This window comes from Burkholderia cepacia GG4, from assembly GCF_000292915.1.
Lineage (GTDB): Bacteria > Pseudomonadota > Gammaproteobacteria > Burkholderiales > Burkholderiaceae > Burkholderia > Burkholderia cepacia_D.
The window spans coordinates 2369194-2388258 of the sequence record NC_018514.1 but is presented as its reverse complement, the minus strand read 5'-3'; the positions used below and the strand labels follow the sequence as shown (position 1 = coordinate 2388258).

The window sequence follows — 19065 nt, the reverse complement described above, 5'->3', positions numbered from 1 at the left end:
GTCGAGCGGACCGTGGGGGCGCGCTTGCCCGGTGGCCCAACAATCAGCATTGCAGTGCTGCATCTCCTGGACAGCGCGCTTTGCCGCTGCGCGGGTGCGCCGGCTGCTTCCGGAATCGCATGGCGTAATAGGTTATCCAACCGTACTTGAGTATAGGTTGAGCAACCGGTTTTTCCCAGCCGCTCACACACCAAACATCCTATGGATAAAGGCTGTCGAGGTCGACATCGTTTACCCGGGCACCGGGATTTTCAGGTTTACATATAGGTTATCTAACCTATATTTGACGGTAGGGTGACCGACGAATTGTTCGGGCCACGACGTGGCGAGGCATGATGGTTGCGCGGCAGTCAGGGGAGAGCGAGATGGGTTCCGGCGAGAAGTGCTTGCGAACGCTGGTTGGCAAGTGGTTTGGCCTGTCTGCGGTGGCGACGGTACGCGTGATGGAATTCAGTCGTACACGAACGGATCGAAGGCGCTACGTACGCATCGGCGCGGTGCAGGCGGACGGAGGGTTGACCATCGTCTTTTTCCGGCACGAAGACGGCACGTGGAACGTGTTCCCGGCAAAGGCGAGCACGCCGGCGATGCGTGCTTACCTGCTTGCGGCGTGAGTGATGGGTCGATAGTCAGGCAACCTGCGGAGGGCGCAATGAACATCCTGAAATTGGCGGCGGATGCCGGCATGCTGGTTGTCCTTGATGGCAAAATCGGTCGCACCGAGTACCGAAGTGTCCATGGAACCCTGGATGCATTTCAGCGTTTCGTGCAGGCAATGGAATCGGCATTGGCGAATGCCGACGGGGCCGATGAGCCTCGAGTCAGGAACGAATTATGCGCGGAGTCTTCGCCATCCTGAATGATTGGCCAGCGTGCCAAGGAAGTCCTCGTTCGGACCCGGAATACTCATCTTGCGCTTGCCATGCAACTGGAACGGGGACATGGCATGCTGGTGCCGGATGGTGTTCATCCACACTGGGGAACACGCTCGATATAGCGGAGAGGCTGATGAAGGTTTCTGCAATCCATGCCTGGGCAGCGATGCTTGCCGCGCTCGCCTCCGCCTTGCTGCCGATCTCGTCCTACGCCTACGAACTCGATCCGCAACTCGACTGTCGCTCGAACGCACATGCGTTCATCGCCCCGCTGCTAAAGGATCGGTATATCGATCCGAAACCGATGCGCGTCGAAGCGAACTCAGTCAACGCATTTCGACCGGTGCACGGTAGCAACTTGACGGCATTTGGATTTCGCGTCTATGCCGTCCTCGGGTATGAGCGCGGTGATGCACTGTTCAAACGCGGAGAGGGCCAGCCCATTACGGACTCGGCGTATGGCGCGGTCGTAATCGGCGCCGCCGATTCAGTCGAAGCACAAGCGCGCCAGGCAGGCAGCAGCGCGGTCATTCACCAGGTCGTCCCCCTCTTGCTGACGGCCATTTTCTGCGGCGGATCGTGACGCGCAAGCGTCGCCGACTTTCGACACGTCATTTCGAAGGTCGGTCTCGCTTGAACGCCTTTTGGCGGAAGGCGGCAGGCGTCGAACCTACTCGGGCGTGTCCGTTATCCCCAACCGGATGTGAAGGCCGGGCTGGACAGGCAACTAACGGCGCTTGCGCAGGGCGCGGCCGTCCGTCGCCGTTCCTGGCCGCGCTCGCGATCCGTCATCCGGGCAACGCGTCGCCTCCGGCTGCCGTCCACTCGCGCACGGCTTCCACGAACAGCCGCAGCGCGGCCGGCGGATGCCGGTTCGCCGGGTAGTAGAGGCACAGGGCGCCGAAGTCCTGGCCCCACGCCGGCAGCACGCGCACGAGTCGTCCGGCGGCCACGTGCTCGGCGACGCGCGATTCGATGATCCAGGCGATCCCGATGCCGGCGAGCGCGGCGTCGACCATCAGGTTCTGGTTGCCGAGCGTCAGCGGCCCGTCGACGTCGACGGTCATGCGCTTGCCGTCGCGCATCAGGTCCCAGCGATACAGCGTGCCGCTTTCGAAGCGGTAGCGGATGCACGCGTGCCGCGTGAGGTCCTGCGGGCTCTCGGGCGTCGCGTGCCGCGACAGGTAGCCGGGCGACGCCACCGCGATGAAGCGCACCGGCGCACCGAAGCGCACGGCGATCATGTCGCGCGGGACGTCTTCGTGTACGCGGATGCCGGCGTCGAAGCCGTGCTCGACGATGTCGATCAGCCGTGAATCGACGACGAATTCGACGTGAATGTCCGGATAGCGCGCGGCGAAGGCCGGCAGCACCTGCAGGATCAGCGGGCGCGATGCCGCTTCCGACGCGCTGATCCGGATCTGGCCGGACGGCCGGTTGCGGGCCGTCGCGGCGTCGTTCATCGCATCCTCGAGATCGGCCACCGCGGGCCGCACGCGCAGCAGCAACTGTTCGCCGGCCTCCGTCAGCGCGACGGAACGCGTCGTCCGGTTGAACAGCCGCACGCCGAGCCGCGCCTCGAGATGACGGATCGCATGGCTCAGCGCCGACGGCGACACGCCGAGGAGGCGGGCCGCGCCGCTGAAGCTGCGCTGCTCCGCGATCGTGATGAAGGTCGTCAGTTCGCCGAGGCCGGTGCGTAGCATTGATGAAATTTCCTCAATAACGCATGAAATGGTACGCGGATTGTTGAGGGGAATCCATCAACCTACACTGGCTTCCACGGCATCCGTCGATCGTCATCCATCTTCAGCAGGAGAGCTTCATGCAAACACGCAAACTCGGAAAGAGCGGCCTCGAAGTCTCGGCAATCGGGCTTGGCTGCATGGGATTGAGCTACGGCTACGGCCCGGCCACCGACAAGGCGAGCGGCATCGCGCTGATTCGCGCCGCCTTCGAGCGCGGCGTCACCTTCTTCGATACGGCCGAAGCGTACGGCCCGTTCGTCAACGAGGAACTGGTCGGCGAGGCGGTCGCACCGTTTCGCGACCAGGTGGTGATCGCCACCAAGTTCGGTTTCGAAAACGGCGAGGCGATGAAGGGCGTCGACAGCCGGCCGTCGCATATCCGCGAAGTGGCCGACGCGGCGCTCAAGCGGCTGAAGGTCGATCGCATCGATTTGTTCTACCAGCATCGCGTCGATCCGAACGTGCCGATCGAGGACGTGGCCGGCACGGTCAAGGACCTCATCGGCGAAGGCAAGGTCGCGCACTTCGGCCTGTCGGAAGCCGGTGAGCAGACGATTCGCCGCGCGCACGCGGTGCAGCCGGTCGCCGCGCTGCAGAGCGAGTACTCGCTGTGGTGGCGCGAGCCGGAGGCGCGGATCCTGCCGACGCTCGAGGAACTCGGCATCGGCTTCGTGCCGTTCAGCCCGCTCGGGAAAGGCTTCCTGACCGGCGCGATCGACGCGAACACGACATTCGCCGAGAACGATTTCCGCAATGTCGTGCCGCGTTTCTCAGAGGAAAACCGCGCGGCCAACGCGGGCCTCGTCGATCTGCTCGGCCGGATCGCGACCGACAAGGGCGCGACGCGCGCACAGATCGCGCTGGCGTGGCTGCTGGCCCGCAAGCCGTGGATCGTGCCGATTCCGGGCACGACCAAGCTGCATCGGCTCGACGAGAACGTGGGGGCGGCCGCCGTCGTGCTGACGGCCGACGATCTCGCCGCGATCGAGACGGCGCTGCAGCAGATCCGGATCGTCGGCGAGCGTTATCCGGCGCACTTCCAGCAGCGCATCGATCGCTGATCGGGGGCCGGCGGCGGCCTGGACGCACAGCGGCGCGACGCGGGATACTAGGGACAATCTTCACGTCGCCTTAAGTTTGCGTTTCCTAGAATCGATTTGATCGTCGCTCTTCCTGCGGCGGACCGATTCGTCCAGGAGGATACGCATGCAAAAGCCCCGTGTCGCCGTAGCCCTGTTCAACGCAATCATCGGCAGGTCGCAGCCGACGGCGCAACCGCGTAAGGCCGGCGAATGATCTGGCCTAACGCGTGGCGTGTCTCGGCACTGTTCGTGCGCGAGTGGGTCGGCCGTCCGGCCGCGGTGGGTGCGTTGTGCCCGAGTTCGCGGCATCTGGCGCGCGAAATGGCCGACGCGGTGCCGGACGGCGACGGATTGGTCGTCGAGCTCGGCGGCGGAACCGGCGCGATCACCGCGGCGTTGCTCGAGCGCGGTGTCGCGCCACGGCGCCTCGTCGTGGTCGAACGCTCGCCGGCGTTCGTGCAGCACCTGCGGCGACGCTTTCCGGGCATCTCGATCGTGTCGGGCGACGCGCGGCAGCTCGAGCGGCTGCTGCCGCCCGACGCGCACGTCGACGCGATCGTGTCGTGCCTGCCGCTGCGCACGCTGCCGCGCCAGGACGTGGCGGCGATCGTCGATCAATGTCATCGCGTGCTGTCGGCCGACGGCGTGATGATCCAGTTCACCTACGACTTGCGCCCGCCCGGCCGCCATCCGCTCGGCGATTCGGCATTTGTTGCCTGCGGCAGCCGGATCGTCTGGGCAAATATTCCGCCTGCGCGCATCGTGACCGTGCGCAACGCCACCGCCGAACACGCGGATTGACGCCGTCGCGCGCAGGGCACCCGGGCACGATGCCGCGCCACATCCTTTCATAAGTCATACCGATCCTTCCATTTGCCATTCATATTGCCGTCACATCGGGTTTCTACCATCGCCTTTCATTTCGAAAGCATCAATGGCGGGGGGAATCGGCAACATGAATCGAATCAAAATGGTGGCGCTGCTGTGTGCCGGCGCCTTTGCGCTGGCCGGATGCGGCAGCGACGACGGCCCGACCGGCTCGACGCCCGCGCCCGTGAAGGCGGCGGCGCGCAACGTGATCTTTTTCCTCGGCGACGGGATGGGGATGACGACGATGACGGCGGCGCGCATCTATGCAGTCGGTGAAGACGGTGCGCTCACGATCGACACGCTGCCCGAATCCGCGTTCGTGAAGACCTATTCGAACGACGCGCAGGTGACGGACAGCGCGCCGTCGATGTCGGCGTACATGACCGGCGTCAAGACCAACAACGAAGTGATTTCGATGTCGCCCGACACGAAGGCGATCGAGCCGAGCGCCGGCCTCACCGGCAACTGCGGCGCGAACAACGGCAAGTCGGTGTCGACGCTGCTCGAGATCGCGAAGGCGAAGGGGATGGCCACCGGTGTCGTGACGACCACGCGCGTCACGCACGCGACGCCCGCCGCCACCTATGCGCACGTGTGCCATCGCGATGCCGAGAACGACATCGCCGCGCAGCTCGTGCCGGGCGGCGCGGGCTACAACGGCGCGCTGGGCGACGGCGTCGACGTCGTGCTCGGCGGCGGTACGCAATTCTTCGTGCCGAAGGACGGCGGCGGCAAGCGCACCGACGGGCGCAACCTCGTCAACGAGCTGAAGGCGAAGGGTTACGCGTTCGCCCAGAACCGCGACGACCTGCTGGCCGCGGATGCGACGAAGAGCGGCAAGCTGGTCGGCCTGTTCGCGTCGAGCCACATGAGCTACGACCTCGATCGCGGCGCGACCAGGGAGCCGAGCCTGTCCGACATGGCGACGCGCGCGCTCGACGTGCTGCAGAGCAATCCGAACGGCTATTTCCTGATGGTCGAGGGCGGCCGGATCGATCACGCGCTGCACGACACCAATGCGAAGCGCGCGCTGCAGGACACGGTCGCGTTCGACAACGCGATCAAGGCGACGCTCGACAAGGTGCGCAAGACCGATCCCGACCTGAAGAACACGCTGATCGTCGTCACGGCCGATCACGACCACACGCTGGTGCTGAACGGCTATGCGGCGCGCACCGGCAAGACCGAAGCGGGCAAGCCCGGCGTGCTGGGGGTGCTGCGCAGCTACCAGACGGGCGCGATCGCGAAGGACGCGGATGGCGCGCCGTACACGATCATCGGCTTCGGCAACGGCGAGAACCGCGTGCAGGGCAGCCGTGCGGGCACCGCGCTGACCGACGCGGTGACGGGCGCCGACGACTATCGCCAGGAAGCGGTCGTGCGGATGGAGAAGGGCAGCGAGACGCACGGCGGTACCGATGTGTTCCTCGGTGCGATCGGCCGCGGCGCGGATGCGTTCCACGGCGTGATCGAGAATAACAAGGTCTTCGAGCTGGTGCGCAACGCGGTGCAGCTTTGAGCGCCGACAACACGGGTACAGGGGAATACAGGATGTCGACCATCAAGTGCATCGCGGCGGCGCTGGCCGCCGTGGGTTTCGCATGCAGCCCGGCGCAGGCCGCCGGCCAGGCGAAGAACGTGATTTTCTTTCTCGGCGACGGCATGGGGCCGACGACCGTGACGGCGAGCCGGATCTACAAGGTCGGTGAGTCGGGACAACTGACGATGGAGAAGCTGGCCCGCACCGCGCGCGTCAAGACCTTCTCGAACGACGCGCAGACGACCGACAGCGCGCCGTCGATGGCCGCGTACATGACCGGTGTGAAGATGAACAACGAAGTGCTGTCGATGTCGTCCGACACGCGCGCGGTCGCGCCGGGCAGCGACGTCAACGGCAACAAGACCGTCAACCACTGCGCGCCGGGCAACGGCCAGCCGGTCGCGACGCTGCTGGAGCTGGCGAAGTCGCGCGGCAAGGCGGTCGGCGCGATCACGACGACCGAGCTCACGCACGCGACGCCGGCCGCGACCTATTCGCACATCTGCCATCGCGATGCGCAGTACGACATCGCCGCGCAGGCTGCGCCGGGCGGCGCCGGCTACAACACGGCACTCGGCGACGGCGTCGACGTGCTGATGGGCGGCGGCCGCAATCACTGGACGCCGTTCGATCCGGTGACCAACAAGCGCGGTCGCGCGGACGGGCGCAACCTGCTCGACGAGATGAAGACGAAGGGCTACACGGTCGTGGCGAACAAGGACCAGCTCGCGCAGGCCGGCAACGGCAAGCTGGTCGGCCTGTTCAGTTCGACGAGCCATCTCGAGTACGAACTCGACCGCGTGGCGGGCAAGGGTGAAGGGCCGTCGCAGCCGAGCCTCGCCGACATGACGTCGAAGGCGATCGACGTGCTGTCGAAGAACTCGAACGGCTATTTCCTGATGGTCGAAGGCGGCCGGATCGATCACGCGCTGCACGGCACCAACGCGAAGCGCGCGCTCGAGGATACGGCGGCATTCGACGAAGCGATTCGCGTCGCGCTGTCGAAGGTCGACCTGTCGAATACGCTGATCGTCGTGACGGCCGACCACGACCACACGATGACGATCAACGGCTATTCGAAGCGCGGCAATCCGATTCTCGACATCAGCCGCAACTATCGCGACGGCCAGCCGAGCAAGGATGCCGACGGCAATACCTACACGACGCTGGTGTTCGGCAACGGCGCGAACCGGCCGAACGTGCGCGCGTCGGTCGATTCGGCCACCGCGATGAACGAAGCGTATCTGCAGGAAGTCGGCGTGCGGATGGGCAGCGCGGGTTCGGAGACGCACGGCGGCGGCGACGTGATGCTGTTTGCCGACGGCGCGGACGCGAAGGCGTTCAAGGGCACGATCGACAACACGAAGGTGTTCGGTCTCGTGCGCTCGGCGTTCGGTTTCTGAGCCCGGCGACTTGACGATGAACGGGAACCTTCGATGAAACGCCAGTTTCTCGGTGCGCTCGCCTGCGGATTGGCCGCACTGCCCGCCTTCGCGGCGGCGGATCTCGACGCCGTGCTGGTGCACGAAAGCCGCACGGTGACGGCCGACGGCGTGACGCGGACCACGCTGTATCGCGAACGGATGGTACGGCGCGACGGGCATGTGTGGGTCGAACGCGTGCTGCCCGCCGCGGCGGCGGGCGGCGCGCATGACGACGATCACGACCACGATCATGACCACGACGCGGGCCGGCGCGCCGGCGTGCAGCCGGCTGCCGCGCACGCGGGCCACAAGCACTTCAACTTCCAGGCGGCTGCGCGGCACGTCACCTGGGACGGCAAGACGGCGCGCATCGAGTACGTGGATGCGGCGAACCGGACGGTCGTCAGCGTGCCGCCGGCCGAGTACGAAACCACGGGCTTCGACGGGTCGTGGGACAACGCGTACTACGTGACGCCGCCGTCGCAGCTGAAGCGGCTCGCGGTCGCGAAGCGCGGCGACGCGCCCGGCACTGTCTGGTACGAGCAGGCCGTGGATACGCCCGGCGCGCGCGGCGTGAACCGGATCCTGTGGAGCGACCGGCTGCAGGCACCGCTGTCGGTCGAATACCGCAGTGCCGACGGCCGCGTCGTGCGCAAGCTGACGTTGACGCCGGCACCGGCCGCGCGGCGGGACGCGTTGCCGTGGCAGACGCTCGCCAGCTATTCACGCAAGGAATACGCGGACTATCTGGACTGATCGACCTTCGTAGGTGGGCCTTGCGGTCAGGCCGGCCGGATCGTGCGAAGCGTCGTGCGATACGGCCGGGCCCTGGCCGATTTTTCTGTTCCGCCGCCACGCGGCATGGGTGGCCGATGACGCGCTAGACGCGCGCGCCGTCCGTCTCACGCGCCGCAGGTCGCGACGCAACCCGCTTGATGAGGCGGTCGAGCGGCGTCGCGTAGCCGCGCGCGATGATCGCGCTCAATCCGGCGGACAGCATCAGGTACGCGATCAGCAACGCGAGCTTGCCGTCGCCGTGCGTGGTGGACGGCGGCCACAGCGTGCGCAGCGCGCCGAGCGCGATCAGGTGGAACAGGTACAGCTCGTAGCTGAACCGGCCGCTCCAGCGCAGCGGCGCGAGCACGCGGCCCGCTGCGCGCTCGCCCTTGGCATGCGCACCGATCAGCAGCACGGCGGTGCCGAGCGCCATCGCGGATACGCCGACGACGTGGCTTTGCGCGATCGGCCATGCGAGATAGAACGCGGCCATCGCGATCGCCATCAGCCATTGCACGGGCGCTGCCGCGAGCACCTGCCAGCGTGCGCGCCCGGCCAGCAACGCGGTGCAGCAGCCGATCGCGATCCCGTCGAAGCACGCGAAATACGCGTACAGGAATCCGCCTTCGTCGCCCGCATGGGTGAAGCGGTACACGGGGCCGATCGCGACCATCACCAGCCAGAACGCGAACAGCCGCGTGTCGCGGCGCAGAGCGATGCACAGCAACGGAAACGACAGGTAGAACACCTCCTCGACCGACAGCGACCACAGCACGCCGAGCGCGTAGTTGACCCATCCGTACGCGCCGATCAGCACGTTCATCCAGAACGTCAGCGACGCGAGGTTGACGAGCCAGAACGACACGGCGATACCTTGCGGCGCGTGGTTCGCGAAGATCGGCACGCCGGCCGCGGCCAGTCCGTTGACGAGCGCGAGCAGCAGGAGCAGGCACGGGACGATGCGCGCGATGCGCGACACGTAGAACGCGCGCACGTCGAGCGCGCCGAGGCTGCCCCAGCGGCGCCGCGCATTCGACGTGATCAGGTAGCCCGAGATCACGAAGAACATCGTCACGCCGTAGTTGCCGTTGCGGACGACCGCATGCACCGCATCCCAGCCGAACATGCGCGCGACGGACGTGTCGCGCAGCGAATACGGGATGTTGAAGTGATGCAGCAGCACGAGCAGGATCGACACGCCGCGCAGCACGTCGATCCGCGCATTGCGCGGCCCGGCGGTCATTGCGGCCGGCCCGGTTCGGCGAGCGCCGGCAGCGCTGCGAGGAATGCGTCGCGCGAACGCATGCCCGCGCCCGGCTGTTGCTGGTGGTCGTCCTGGATCAGGTTGGCGAACACGAGCGTGCGCGGTCCCTTGGTCGCCCAGCCGACGAACCAGCCGTATGCGTGCGCGCCGTCGTACTTGAAGCCCGGCGAGCCGGTGCCCGTCTTGCCGTGCACGGTCCAGCCGCCCGGTTGTGCGTCGAGCCGCGTGATGCGCGCGGTCATGTCGTACGCGTGCGTGCTGACGGGCAGCGTCCGCTGCACGATCTTGCGCATGAACGCGACCTGCTCGAGCGGCGAGATCTGCAGCGACGAGTTGGCCCACGCGCCCATCACGCCGCTCAGCTCGCCCTGCTTGCTGGTGACGTCGGCGTTGCCGTAGCCGAACGCGCTCGTGTATTGCTGGAAGCGTGCCGGCCCGAGTGCCTGCGCGACCTGTTCCGAATACCAGAAGATCGACAGCTTCATCCAGCGCGCCGGGTCGGTCGGCTCGCGCCACGGCGCGCCGCCCCAATCGGGGTAGCCGGCGTGGAAGTCGAGCGTCGGCGTATGCTCGTCCTTCAGCACGCCGGCGTCGAAGCCCATCAGGCTGATCGCGACCTTGAACGTCGATGCCGACGTCACGCGCGTTGCGCAGTCGCCGTGCTGTACGAGCATCTGGCCGGTCGCGGCATCGGCGACGACGGTGCAGACGGGGTGGGCATGCGCGGATGCGGCGGCCAGCAGGCCGGCGGCGAAGGCGAACAGCGTGCGGCGCCAGTTGTTCAAGTGAGACTCCATCGGATCGGGGCGGAATGCGCGCATGGCAGGCGGGCCGCCGCAGACGTGGCGGATCGTGCGCGCAATGAAAGCGACGTCCGGCATCGCGGATGCCGGACGTCGAGGTGGCACATAGTGTATCGGCGGATCGCCGGCGGTTGACCTGTCATCGTTGACGGGGGGGCCGCAGCGCAACCCGGCGAGGCCGTGCCGGCCGCCCGGCAGGCCGTTTTTTGCACCGCCATGCCGTTTTTTTGCACGGCATTTATGCCGGGGCTTCTAAGCTGCGGATGTGTCCAACAGCCGGGACGGCTTCCGTCCGCGCCATGACCTTCATCCATCCCGTACCCGGGTTCGACGTCGCCGGTCGTCAACGCCGTGACGGCGCATGCAGCAACGTCACACCCTTGCCGCCGCCGCGCCCGCGCCTGCAGCTGCCCGTCACGCTGACGGCCGACTCCCTCGCGCTCGCGCATGCCCGGCTCGCGGCGCTGCTGCGTTCTCCGCTCGGCGTCTATGTGGTCAGCGCGCGCACCGTGCGCGACGTGATCCACGTGCAGTTCGACATCGCGGCGGAGGATCTCGACTTCACGCTGCACATGCTGATCGCGCAGCAGGCCGACGCGGTGATCGGTCCGGTCGCCCGCCGGCTGCGCGTCGGCCCGCAGGCCCGTTCGGCCGCGGCACGCTGATTGCTCTTGAGTTCCCGCGGCAGCCGTTTCACCGGTCGCCGTGCTGTCCGCCGGCCGGCTGCGGCGGACGTTCGTGCGTCGCGTCGTACGCGGCGCCGGCCCTCGACAGGGAGGATCGATGTATCTCACGGAAGAAGTGCGCACCGCGCGTCAGGCAAGCGGCCGCGCGCGCGGGGTGACGCTGCCGTCGGGCCCGCAGCTTGCCCGGCAGTTGCTGATGACGGTTCACGCGGCAGATGTGCTGCTGCGCCAGGCGATCCGGGTGCCGGATCGCCATCAGTGGTCGGTCGACATCGAGCGCGTCGACGCGGCCGGCGGCCCGCTGGCCGCATGGGATTCGCACGTGACGCTGCGCATCGCGAAGGCGTTCGCGCCGTCGGTCGATGCGAACACGCGTGCCGGCGACCCCGACCAGGTCGCGGTCGAGATCCGGCTATTTCTCCCCGAGCAGGCTTATATGGGCGAACAGCGCGTCGGCATCTTCGGCCGGCGGCATGGCAACCGGTTCGGCGCGACGCTGTCGGCGACGGCCGGGTCGCAGTGGGGCGGCAGGCGCCACGAATGCATCCCGCCGGCCGGGCGGCACTTGCACGGCGACACGCTGGAAGCGCTCGTCGACACGGTGGCGGCCATCGTCAACGCGGCCTTGCTCGTGGCCGGCCAGCTGCGGCCGGGCGGTCCGTGACGGTGCCGGCGGCGCACGCCTGGTCGCCGCTCAGGCGTCGCTGGTCTGGCCGGTTTGCCGCTGCAGGTCTTCCATCAGTTGTTCCGCGAGAAAGTCGCACGGCGGGCGCTTCGATTTCGTGCTGCGCGCGAGGATCAGCTCGAGCGGCGGCAAATCGGGCAGCCCGTGCGAGCGGCCGAGCATCGACAGCTGCGCGGGAATCGCGCAGCGCGCGAGCGGCGCGACCGCGAGCCCGGCCTCGACCATGCTGAGCAGGCCGAGCAGGCTCGGGCTTTCATAGGACGTGCGGAACGGCAGCTTCGCGCGTTCGAGGCTGCGGATCGCGTTCTCGCGCGCGACGCTGCCCGGCATGAACACTGCGATCGGCAGCGGCCGTTCCTCCCACACGCGCGGCCCGTTCGTCATTGCGGCCCAAGCCATCGGCTCGTGGCGGATGAAGTCGCCGGACAGCCCCTTGATGCGCGTGCCGCACACGAGATCGACGGTGCCGTCCTTCAGCAGCGGCGCGAGCGCACTGCTCGGCAGCCCGATCACCTGGATCTCGACCTTCGGATAGGTGGCCGAGAACTTCTTCAGCACCGACGGCAGCAGCGACGACGCATAGTCGTCCGGCACGCCGATCACGACCTTGCCGGTCACTTCCGGCCGCACCACGGCCGCCCACGCCTCGTCGCGCAGCGCCAGCATTCGTCTGGCAAATCCCAGCAAGACCTCGCCTTCGCGGGTCAGCACGATACTGCGCGGCTTGCGCACGAACAGCGGCCGGCCGATCGCGTCCTCGAGGCTCTTGATCTGCATGCTCACGGCCGACTGCGAGCGGTTCACGGCCTCGGCGGCGCGGGTCATGTTGCCGGTTTCCGCGACGGCGACGACGGTGGCCAGCACGTCGTGATCGAGCATCTTCATCGGTATCAGGAAAACTGAAGGTAACGATCAGCATTATGCGTTTTTATTGTCGCTGTGTGTCTGCCATAGTGGCATCGAGCGTGCCGCATCGTGCGATGCGGTGCGGCCATCTCGCCGGCCTGCCCGGCACGCAGCGTCGAACAGGGAAGAGTGGTGTACCGATGATGGATCATCCGTTGCGCGCCGCACTGGCCGCGGAATTGCATGCCCGGCCGTTCCTGCGGCTCGCCGAGGCCGTGTCGCTCACCCACTACGCGATCTATGCGGACGGCCAGTCCGACCTCCACGAAACGCTGCTGCACGCGCTGTGCCGCGACACCGGCATTGCCGCGCCGCAGGAGGGCGCGACGCACTACGCGGTGCAGTCGCCGTCCGGCTGGCACCTGAAGTGGGAACGCCACACCGAATTCTCGACCTTCACGTTCGTCGCGCCGCGCCGCGACACCAGCTATTTCGACGATCTCGCGATCGAAGGCATCCCGGCCGAGTGGTTCGCGCGGCTCGCCGGCATCCGCTTCGTTGCGGTGCGCATGGAGTTGCTGTCGGGGGATGCTGCGCGGCTCGTGTGCGGCGACCTGCGCCGCTGGATCGACGGGCCCGTGCTCGTCGGCAGCAACGTGCTCGGCGGCGGCAAGGTGTTCTGCGACTGGCATGTGCGCGACGACGGCTTCATGCGCTTTCTCGTCGTCGACGAGGATTTCCGCGAGGAGCAGGGCGGCCGCCTGCTGCAGCGGCTCTATGAAATCGAAACGTACCGGATGATGGCGCTGCTCGCGTTGCCGGTCGCGCGGCGGATGAGCCGCGAGCTCGACGAGATCCACGCGGCGCTGCATGCGCTGATGCAGCGGATGGATGCGAGCGGCGCCGACAGCGACGACGCGGCATTGCTCGTGAAGCTCACGCATCTCGCGGTGCGGGTCGAAGCGCTGTCGGGGTCCGGCGGCCGCTTCAGCGCGTCGCGTGCATACGAGAAGCTCGTGCTGGCGCGCATCCACGAACTGCGCGAGGAGCGCATCGAAGGCATGCCGACGATCGCGGAATTCATGGAGCGGCGCTTCGCGCCGGCGATGGAAACCTGCCGCAGCGTGTGGGCGCGTCACGAGCAGATCGCTGCGCGCATCGCCCGTGCGGTCGACCTGCTGCGCACGCGCGTAAATCTCGCGCAGGAAAAGGACGTGACGCGCTTGCTGGCGGGCATGGAACGCACCGCGCGCAATCAGCTTCATCTGCAGCACGCGGTGGAAGGGCTGTCGGTGGCGGCCATTTCGTACTACGTGCTGTCGCTCGCGACCGCGGCGTTCAAGGCGCTGCACGTGATGAACCTGCCGGTCGATCCCGAACTGGCGGAAGGCCTGCTGATCGCGCCGGTCGTGTTCGCGGTGATTCACATCACGCGGCGCACGCGCGCGCAGCTCGCGCGGTCGGAGGCCGCGCATGACGGCGCACCCGTGCAGGCGGCGGCGTTGAAGCAGGCAAATTAGAACATCGATGACCTATCAAAAGGAGTGGAGATGACTTTTTCGCAAACGCAACCCGGGTTTTTCAGTGGCCTCGACGCATTCGACGAGCCGGTGTGGGACGACACGGGCGCACCGGAAGAGCAGCGCGTGACGTCGTATCAGGCCGTGCTGCAGGAGCCGATGACGTCGCTCGTCGGCAGCACGATCGATCGGCCGGATGTCGCGGCAGTGGCGATTCTCGGGTACAACTGACGCGCGGTCGTTCCGCGTCGATTCAACGTCACGCGGGCACGCCGGTCGCTTCGACGATCGGGCGCTCGCGCGGGACGGTTCGTGCGTCCTGTGCGACCGCGGCTTGATTCCTGCCTGCGTCGGCGTGCCCGCCGCTGAATCCGGTCGCGGTTGCATGTGATGTGCTCACCCCTTCATTCCGCCCGTCGGCATTCAGCCGGGCGTCTTTTTGCGTGGCGTGCGCGCATCGCCTTCCCCCTTCGATTTTCCCGCCCCGTGCGCGAGCGCCAGCTCGACGAACGCGCGCGCCGCAGCACTGCGGTAAGCCCCCTTGCGCTGCAACAACACTGCGGTACGCCGCAGCACCGCCGGATCGAGCGCGACGGCGACGAGGTCCTCATGCTCGGCGGCGATCGTCGCGGGCAGCAGCGTCGCGAGATTCGTGCGGCGCACGATCTCGATCACCGCGCCGATCGAATTGGCCTCCATCAGCACGCGCGGCTGCACGTCGTGCTCGCGGAAATAGCGGTCGATCTGGCCGCGTGTCGCGAATTCGGCCGTGAGCAGCACGAGCGTCGCGTCGCGTAGCGCGCGCTGGCCGGCCGTGCGCTTGTTCGCGAACGTATGCCGGCGGTTCACGACGAGCGCGAGCGTTTCGACCAGCAGCGTCTGCACTTCGATATCGGCGGTCTGCACGTCCTCGAACGCGATGCCGACGTCGAGCTCGTCGTCGACGAGCTCCGCCTCGATGCGTTCCTGCGACATCTCGCGCACCGACAGCGACACGTCCGGATAGCGGCCGTGGAACGCATCGACCAGCGGCCCGACGAGATAGCTCGTGAAGGTCGGTGTGACCGCGATACGCAACGAGCCGCGGCTCAGGTCCTGCACGTCATGAATCGCCCGCCGGCCTTCCGCGAGATCGTGCAGCGCCTGCCGCGCATAGCGGAAATACACGTCGCCCGCGTCGGTCAGCCGCGTGGCACGGCCGGTCCGGTCGAACAGCTGCGCGCCGAGCGTGTCCTCGAGCTGGCGGATCTGCTGCGACAGCGCGGGTTGCGACACGTGCAGCGCGGCCGCGGCGCGCGTGAAGCTGCGATGCTCGGCAACGGCCAGGAAGTAGTTGATATGGCGCAGCAGCATGTCCGTTCCTATAAGTCGTGCTTATGCGATAGATCATAAATCAATCTTTTACGTTATTGGAAGTCGGGCGTAACCTGCCCTTCATCGATCTCGCACGCACCGGAGGACACGCGATGAAGGACATCATCGAAGGATTTTTGAAGTTCCAGCGCGAAGCCTATCCGGAGCGTGCCGCGCTGTTCCACGATCTCGCGCGCCGGCAGAACCCGCGGGCGCTGTTCATCTCGTGCTCGGACAGCCGGCTCGTGCCGGAACTCGTCACGCAGCGCGAACCGGGCGACCTGTTCGTGATCCGCAATGCCGGCAACATCGTGCCGTCGTACGGCCCGGAGCCGGGCGGCGTGTCGGCGTCGGTCGAATACGCGGTGACCGCGCTGCGCGTGACGGACGTCGTGATCTGCGGCCATTCGGATTGCGGCGCGATGACCGCGATCGCGACGTGCAAGTGCATGGATCACATGCCGGCCGTCGGCCACTGGCTGCGCTATGCCGATTCGGCGCGCGTCGTGAACGAGGCGCGCACGCATCGCAGCGAGCGCGAGCGAATCGACTCGATGGTGCGCGAGAACGTGATCGCGCAACTCGCCAACCTGAAGACGCATCCCGCGGTGCGGCTCGCCCGCGAAGAGGGCCGCCTCGTGCTGCACGGCTGGGTTTATGACATCGAGTCGGGGTCGATCGACGCCTACGACGGTGCGACCGGCCGGTTCGTTTCCCTTGCCGAGCATCCCGGCGTTTGTGCCACGCCCGCGGCGCTGTCTGCCGCAGCCTGAAACCTTTCTGCTCACCTACGAGGTATTGCCATGATCCAGTCCCAGCACAGCCAGACCGCGCGCCATGCGCTTGCCGAAACCGTCGTGCTCGCGAAGGCGCGCAAGAACCTGTCGTTCGCGCAGCTCACCGAAGGCACCGGCCTGAGCGAGGCGTTCGTCACCGCCGCGCTGCTCGGCCAGCATGCGCTGCCGGCCGACGCGGCGCGCAGCGTCGCCGACAAGCTCGGCCTCGATGACGACGCGGTGCTGCTGCTGCAGACCATTCCGCTGCGCGGCAGCATCGACGATCGCGTGCCGACCGATCCGACCATCTACCGTTTCTACGAAATGCTGCAGGTGTACGGCACGACGCTGAAGGCGCTCGTCCACGAGAAGTTCGGCGACGGCATCATCAGCGCGATCAATTTCCGGCTCGACGTGAAGAAGGTCGACGATCCCGAGGGCGGGTCGCGCGCGGTGATCACGCTCGACGGCAAGTACCTGCCGACCAAACCGTTCTGATGCGGTTGCCGCGCCGCCGCCGCCAGGTTGCGCGGTGCGGCTCCGCCCGACGTGCGCCGGCCGCCGGCGGCGCACGGTTTCGCCCATCCGTTTCAACGAGGACGCGGTCATGGATTGTGTGACACGCACGATCGATCTCGCGATGAAAAACGTGGAAGAGGGCGGCCGCCCGTTCGCGACGGTGATCGTCCGCAACGGCGAGATCGTCGCGGAAAGCCCGAACCTCGTCGCGCAGACCAGCGACCCGACCGCGCACGCGGAGATCCTCGCGGTGCGCGACGCGTGCCGCAAGCGCGGCACCGAGCACCTGATCGACTGCGAGATCTGCATCCTCGCGAGCCCGTGCCCGATGTGCCTCGGATCGCTGTACTACTGCAGCCCGAAGCGCGTGATCTACATCACGACGCGCGACGACTATGCGCCGTTCTATCGCGACGACCGCAAGGACTTCGAGCTGGACACGTTCTATGCCGAATATGCGAAGCCGATCGAGGAGCGGCGCCTGCCGATGGTCCAGCAGAAGCACAGCGACGCGATTCGCGTCTATCGGCGCTGGAAGGAACTGAACGCGAAGTGATGCAAGCCGCGCGACGCAGCCGTCGCGACTGCTCGTTTTCCCCACCTTCCGCTCCGCCCGGCGGCCATCGTGCCGGCCGGGCGTCCGCCCGTGCGTTGCCGCGCGGGCGTCCCCCTTATTCCCCGTTTTCCCGCCCTGCCAAACATCGACTCCGTTCAATGTCCGGAACGGAAATCCGCGATCCAAAAAGTTTTTGACGGGTTTAAAAATTCGCACTGGAGACGACAGAAACGTGCGGAAAGCCCGATGAAAACCGATGAAATCATTATGACAGCCAGCGCGGCGGACGATGCCGGCGGCGTGCCCGAGCGGCCGCTGCCGATCGCCGTGCGCAATGGGTCGGCGCGGTTGCATGCGCCGGCCGGATGCCGTCGCCGCTGATCGTCGCACGTTGCCCCCGATACCTGCTTCCTTGCGCGATTCGATCCGGATGAGGAATCGCTCGATCCCTCTCCGCCGGCACCGCGCGACCGTACGCCCGGTCGCGCCGCAGGCCGCCTGCCGGACGCGTGCCGCGCCGGCCGGCGGTCGAGCTTGACGCCCGACATTCGCTTACCTTGCTCAAAACGGACCATCATGAAACGGGATTCATTCAGTACACCTGATGCAGTGCGTCGCGCGACGACGACCGACATGCTCAAGCCGAACGACGCGTTCGTGCGCATCGAAAACGTCGTGAAGAAATTCGGCGACAGTACCGCCGTCGACAACGTGAACCTGACGATCGCGAAGAACGAGCTGTTCGCGCTGCTCGGCAGCTCCGGCTGCGGCAAGTCGACGCTGCTGCGCATGCTCGCCGGGCTGGAGACGGCCACCTCCGGCAAGATCTTCGTCGACGGCGAGGACCTTGCCTCGCTGCCGCCGTACCGGCGCCCGGTCAACATGATGTTCCAGTCGTATGCGCTGTTCCCGCACATGTCGGTCGAGTCGAACGTCGCGTTCGGCCTGAAGCAGGAAGGCACGCCGAAGCACGAGATCAAGGAACGCGTAGCCGACGCGCTCGCGCTGGTGCAGATGAGCAAGTACGCGAAGCGCAAGCCGCATCAGCTGTCCGGCGGCCAGCAGCAGCGCGTCGCGCTCGCACGCTCGCTGGTCAAGCGCCCGAAGCTGCTGCTGCTCGACGAGCCGATGTCCGCGCTCGACAAGAAGATCCGCCAGAAGACCCAGCTCGAACTCGTGAACATCATCGAGAAGGTCGACGTGACCTGCGTGATGGTCACGCACGACCAGGAAGAGGCGATGACGATGGCGAGCCGCCTCGCGGTGATGAGCGAAGGCAAGATCGTGCAGATCGGCACGCCCGGCGAAGTATACGAGTACCCGAACAGCCGCTTCTCGGCCGAGTTCATCGGCTCGACGAACCTGTTCGAAGGGCGCGTGGTCGAGGACGAACCGGATCACATCTTCGTCGAAAGCGACGACCTCGAGGCACGCATGTACGTGAGCCACGGCGTGACCGGCCCGCTCGGGATGCCGGTCGGCATCTCGGTGCGCCCGGAGCGCGTGCACGTATCGCGCGACAAACCGGGCTCGCATCACAACTGGGCGCGCGGTGTCGTCACCGACATCGCGTACATGGGCAGCTACTCGCTGTATCACGTGCGGCTGCCGAGCGGCAAGACGGTGGTGTCGAACCTGTCGAGCTCGCACCTGCTGCACGACGGCGCGCCGTCGTGGAACGACGACGTGTTCGTGTCGTGGTCGCCGGCCAGCGGCGTCGTGCTGACGCAGTGAGGGCGAC

At 66.9% G+C, this 19065-nt stretch carries 22 protein-coding genes; 16 read left to right on the top strand and 6 right to left on the bottom strand.

The window, feature by feature from the left end; all coding sequences use genetic code 11:
• Positions 1–365: 365 nt before the first annotated feature.
• The 3 genes from GEM_RS26370 to GEM_RS26365 all read left to right on the top strand — a co-directional run bounded on the left by GEM_RS26370 (position 366) and on the right by GEM_RS26365 (position 1458).
• Positions 366–614, top strand: a complete 249-nt coding sequence (locus tag GEM_RS26370) for a hypothetical protein (protein ID WP_014900477.1) — start codon at positions 366–368, stop codon at positions 612–614.
• Positions 615–652: 38 nt separating this feature from the next.
• Positions 653–859 carry a hypothetical protein gene (locus GEM_RS30615; protein ID WP_014900476.1) on the top strand — a complete coding sequence of 69 codons (207 nt, stop codon included), beginning with the start codon at positions 653–655 and terminating at the stop codon, positions 857–859.
• 149 nt (positions 860–1008) lie between these two features.
• A complete protein-coding gene (locus GEM_RS26365; protein ID WP_014900475.1) occupies positions 1009–1458 on the top strand; it encodes a hypothetical protein in 450 nt (149 codons plus the stop codon).
• A 205-nt stretch (positions 1459–1663) separates the two neighbouring features.
• Here GEM_RS26365 and GEM_RS26360 read toward each other — a convergent pair whose 3' ends face one another.
• Positions 1664–2581: a LysR family transcriptional regulator gene (locus GEM_RS26360; protein ID WP_014900474.1), complete on the bottom strand. Its 918-nt coding sequence runs from the start codon at positions 2579–2581 to the stop codon at positions 1664–1666.
• Positions 2582–2700: 119 nt separating this feature from the next.
• Here GEM_RS26360 and GEM_RS26355 point away from each other — a divergent pair, with 119 nt between their 5' ends.
• The 5 genes from GEM_RS26355 to GEM_RS26335 all read left to right on the top strand — a co-directional run bounded on the left by GEM_RS26355 (position 2701) and on the right by GEM_RS26335 (position 8295).
• Positions 2701–3684, top strand: a complete 984-nt coding sequence (locus tag GEM_RS26355) for an aldo/keto reductase (RefSeq protein WP_014900473.1) — start codon at positions 2701–2703, stop codon at positions 3682–3684.
• Between the two features lie 231 nt (positions 3685–3915).
• Positions 3916–4506 (top strand): class I SAM-dependent methyltransferase, encoded by a 591-nt coding sequence (locus tag GEM_RS26350; protein ID WP_014900471.1) that lies wholly within the window; start codon positions 3916–3918, stop codon positions 4504–4506.
• A 154-nt stretch (positions 4507–4660) separates the two neighbouring features.
• A complete protein-coding gene (locus GEM_RS26345; RefSeq protein WP_041491029.1) occupies positions 4661–6094 on the top strand; it encodes an alkaline phosphatase in 1434 nt (477 codons plus the stop codon).
• 32 nt (positions 6095–6126) lie between these two features.
• Entirely contained in the window at positions 6127–7518 is a 1392-nt protein-coding gene (locus tag GEM_RS26340; RefSeq protein WP_014900469.1) for an alkaline phosphatase, read from the top strand.
• A 33-nt stretch (positions 7519–7551) separates the two neighbouring features.
• A complete protein-coding gene (locus tag GEM_RS26335; RefSeq protein ID WP_014900468.1) occupies positions 7552–8295 on the top strand; it encodes a hypothetical protein in 744 nt (247 codons plus the stop codon).
• 124 nt (positions 8296–8419) lie between these two features.
• Here GEM_RS26335 and GEM_RS26330 read toward each other — a convergent pair whose 3' ends face one another.
• The gene (locus GEM_RS26330) at positions 8420–9559 is read right to left on the bottom strand and encodes an acyltransferase family protein (protein WP_014900467.1); all 1140 of its coding nucleotides are present in this window, start codon (positions 9557–9559) and stop codon (positions 8420–8422) included.
• Positions 9556–10377 (bottom strand): OXA-1043 family class D beta-lactamase, encoded by an 822-nt coding sequence (gene blaOXA, locus GEM_RS26325; protein ID WP_041491028.1) that lies wholly within the window; start codon positions 10375–10377, stop codon positions 9556–9558. Before blaOXA ends, GEM_RS26330 begins: the two co-directional genes overlap by 4 nt.
• A 305-nt stretch (positions 10378–10682) precedes the next feature.
• On the opposite strand from blaOXA, the gene GEM_RS26320 reads away from it, so the two are divergent.
• On the top strand, positions 10683–11048 hold the full coding sequence (locus GEM_RS26320; RefSeq protein ID WP_014900465.1) for a hypothetical protein: 366 nt from the start codon (positions 10683–10685) through the stop codon (positions 11046–11048).
• A 118-nt stretch (positions 11049–11166) separates the two neighbouring features.
• Positions 11167–11733, top strand: coding sequence for a hypothetical protein (locus GEM_RS26315; protein WP_014900464.1), 567 nt, complete (start codon positions 11167–11169; stop codon positions 11731–11733).
• Positions 11734–11763: 30 nt separating this feature from the next.
• Here the strand turns inward: GEM_RS26315 and GEM_RS26310 are convergent, their stop codons facing one another.
• Complete coding sequence (locus GEM_RS26310) at positions 11764–12639, bottom strand: LysR family transcriptional regulator (RefSeq protein WP_014900463.1); 876 nt, start codon at positions 12637–12639, stop codon at positions 11764–11766.
• A gap of 161 nt (positions 12640–12800) precedes the next feature.
• Here GEM_RS26310 and GEM_RS26305 point away from each other — a divergent pair, with 161 nt between their 5' ends.
• Positions 12801–14120 (top strand): DUF3422 family protein, encoded by a 1320-nt coding sequence (locus tag GEM_RS26305; protein ID WP_014900462.1) that lies wholly within the window; start codon positions 12801–12803, stop codon positions 14118–14120.
• Positions 14121–14150: 30 nt separating this feature from the next.
• Positions 14151–14351, top strand: coding sequence for a hypothetical protein (locus tag GEM_RS26300; protein WP_014900461.1), 201 nt, complete (start codon positions 14151–14153; stop codon positions 14349–14351).
• A gap of 192 nt (positions 14352–14543) precedes the next feature.
• Here GEM_RS26300 and cynR read toward each other — a convergent pair whose 3' ends face one another.
• On the bottom strand, positions 14544–15473 hold the full coding sequence (gene cynR / locus GEM_RS26295; RefSeq protein ID WP_014900460.1) for a transcriptional regulator CynR: 930 nt from the start codon (positions 15471–15473) through the stop codon (positions 14544–14546).
• Positions 15474–15586: 113 nt separating this feature from the next.
• Between cynR and GEM_RS26290 the strand changes: the two genes are divergently transcribed.
• From GEM_RS26290 to GEM_RS26280, 3 genes are all read left to right on the top strand, one after another.
• The gene (locus tag GEM_RS26290; protein WP_014900459.1) at positions 15587–16246 is read left to right on the top strand and encodes a carbonic anhydrase; all 660 of its coding nucleotides are present in this window, start codon (positions 15587–15589) and stop codon (positions 16244–16246) included.
• Between the two features lie 30 nt (positions 16247–16276).
• A complete protein-coding gene (gene cynS, locus GEM_RS26285; RefSeq protein WP_014900458.1) occupies positions 16277–16747 on the top strand; it encodes a cyanase in 471 nt (156 codons plus the stop codon).
• 109 nt (positions 16748–16856) lie between these two features.
• On the top strand, positions 16857–17324 hold the full coding sequence (locus GEM_RS26280; RefSeq protein WP_014900457.1) for a nucleoside deaminase: 468 nt from the start codon (positions 16857–16859) through the stop codon (positions 17322–17324).
• Between the two features lie 155 nt (positions 17325–17479).
• Here GEM_RS26280 and GEM_RS31600 read toward each other — a convergent pair whose 3' ends face one another.
• Positions 17480–17959 carry a hypothetical protein gene (locus tag GEM_RS31600; protein ID WP_148283897.1) on the bottom strand — a complete coding sequence of 160 codons (480 nt, stop codon included), beginning with the start codon at positions 17957–17959 and terminating at the stop codon, positions 17480–17482.
• On the opposite strand from GEM_RS31600, the gene GEM_RS26275 reads away from it, so the two are divergent.
• On the top strand, positions 17958–19058 hold the full coding sequence (locus tag GEM_RS26275) for an ABC transporter ATP-binding protein (RefSeq protein WP_051138043.1): 1101 nt from the start codon (positions 17958–17960) through the stop codon (positions 19056–19058). The genes GEM_RS31600 and GEM_RS26275 overlap by 2 nt on opposite strands.
• Positions 19059–19065: the final 7 nt, after the last annotated feature.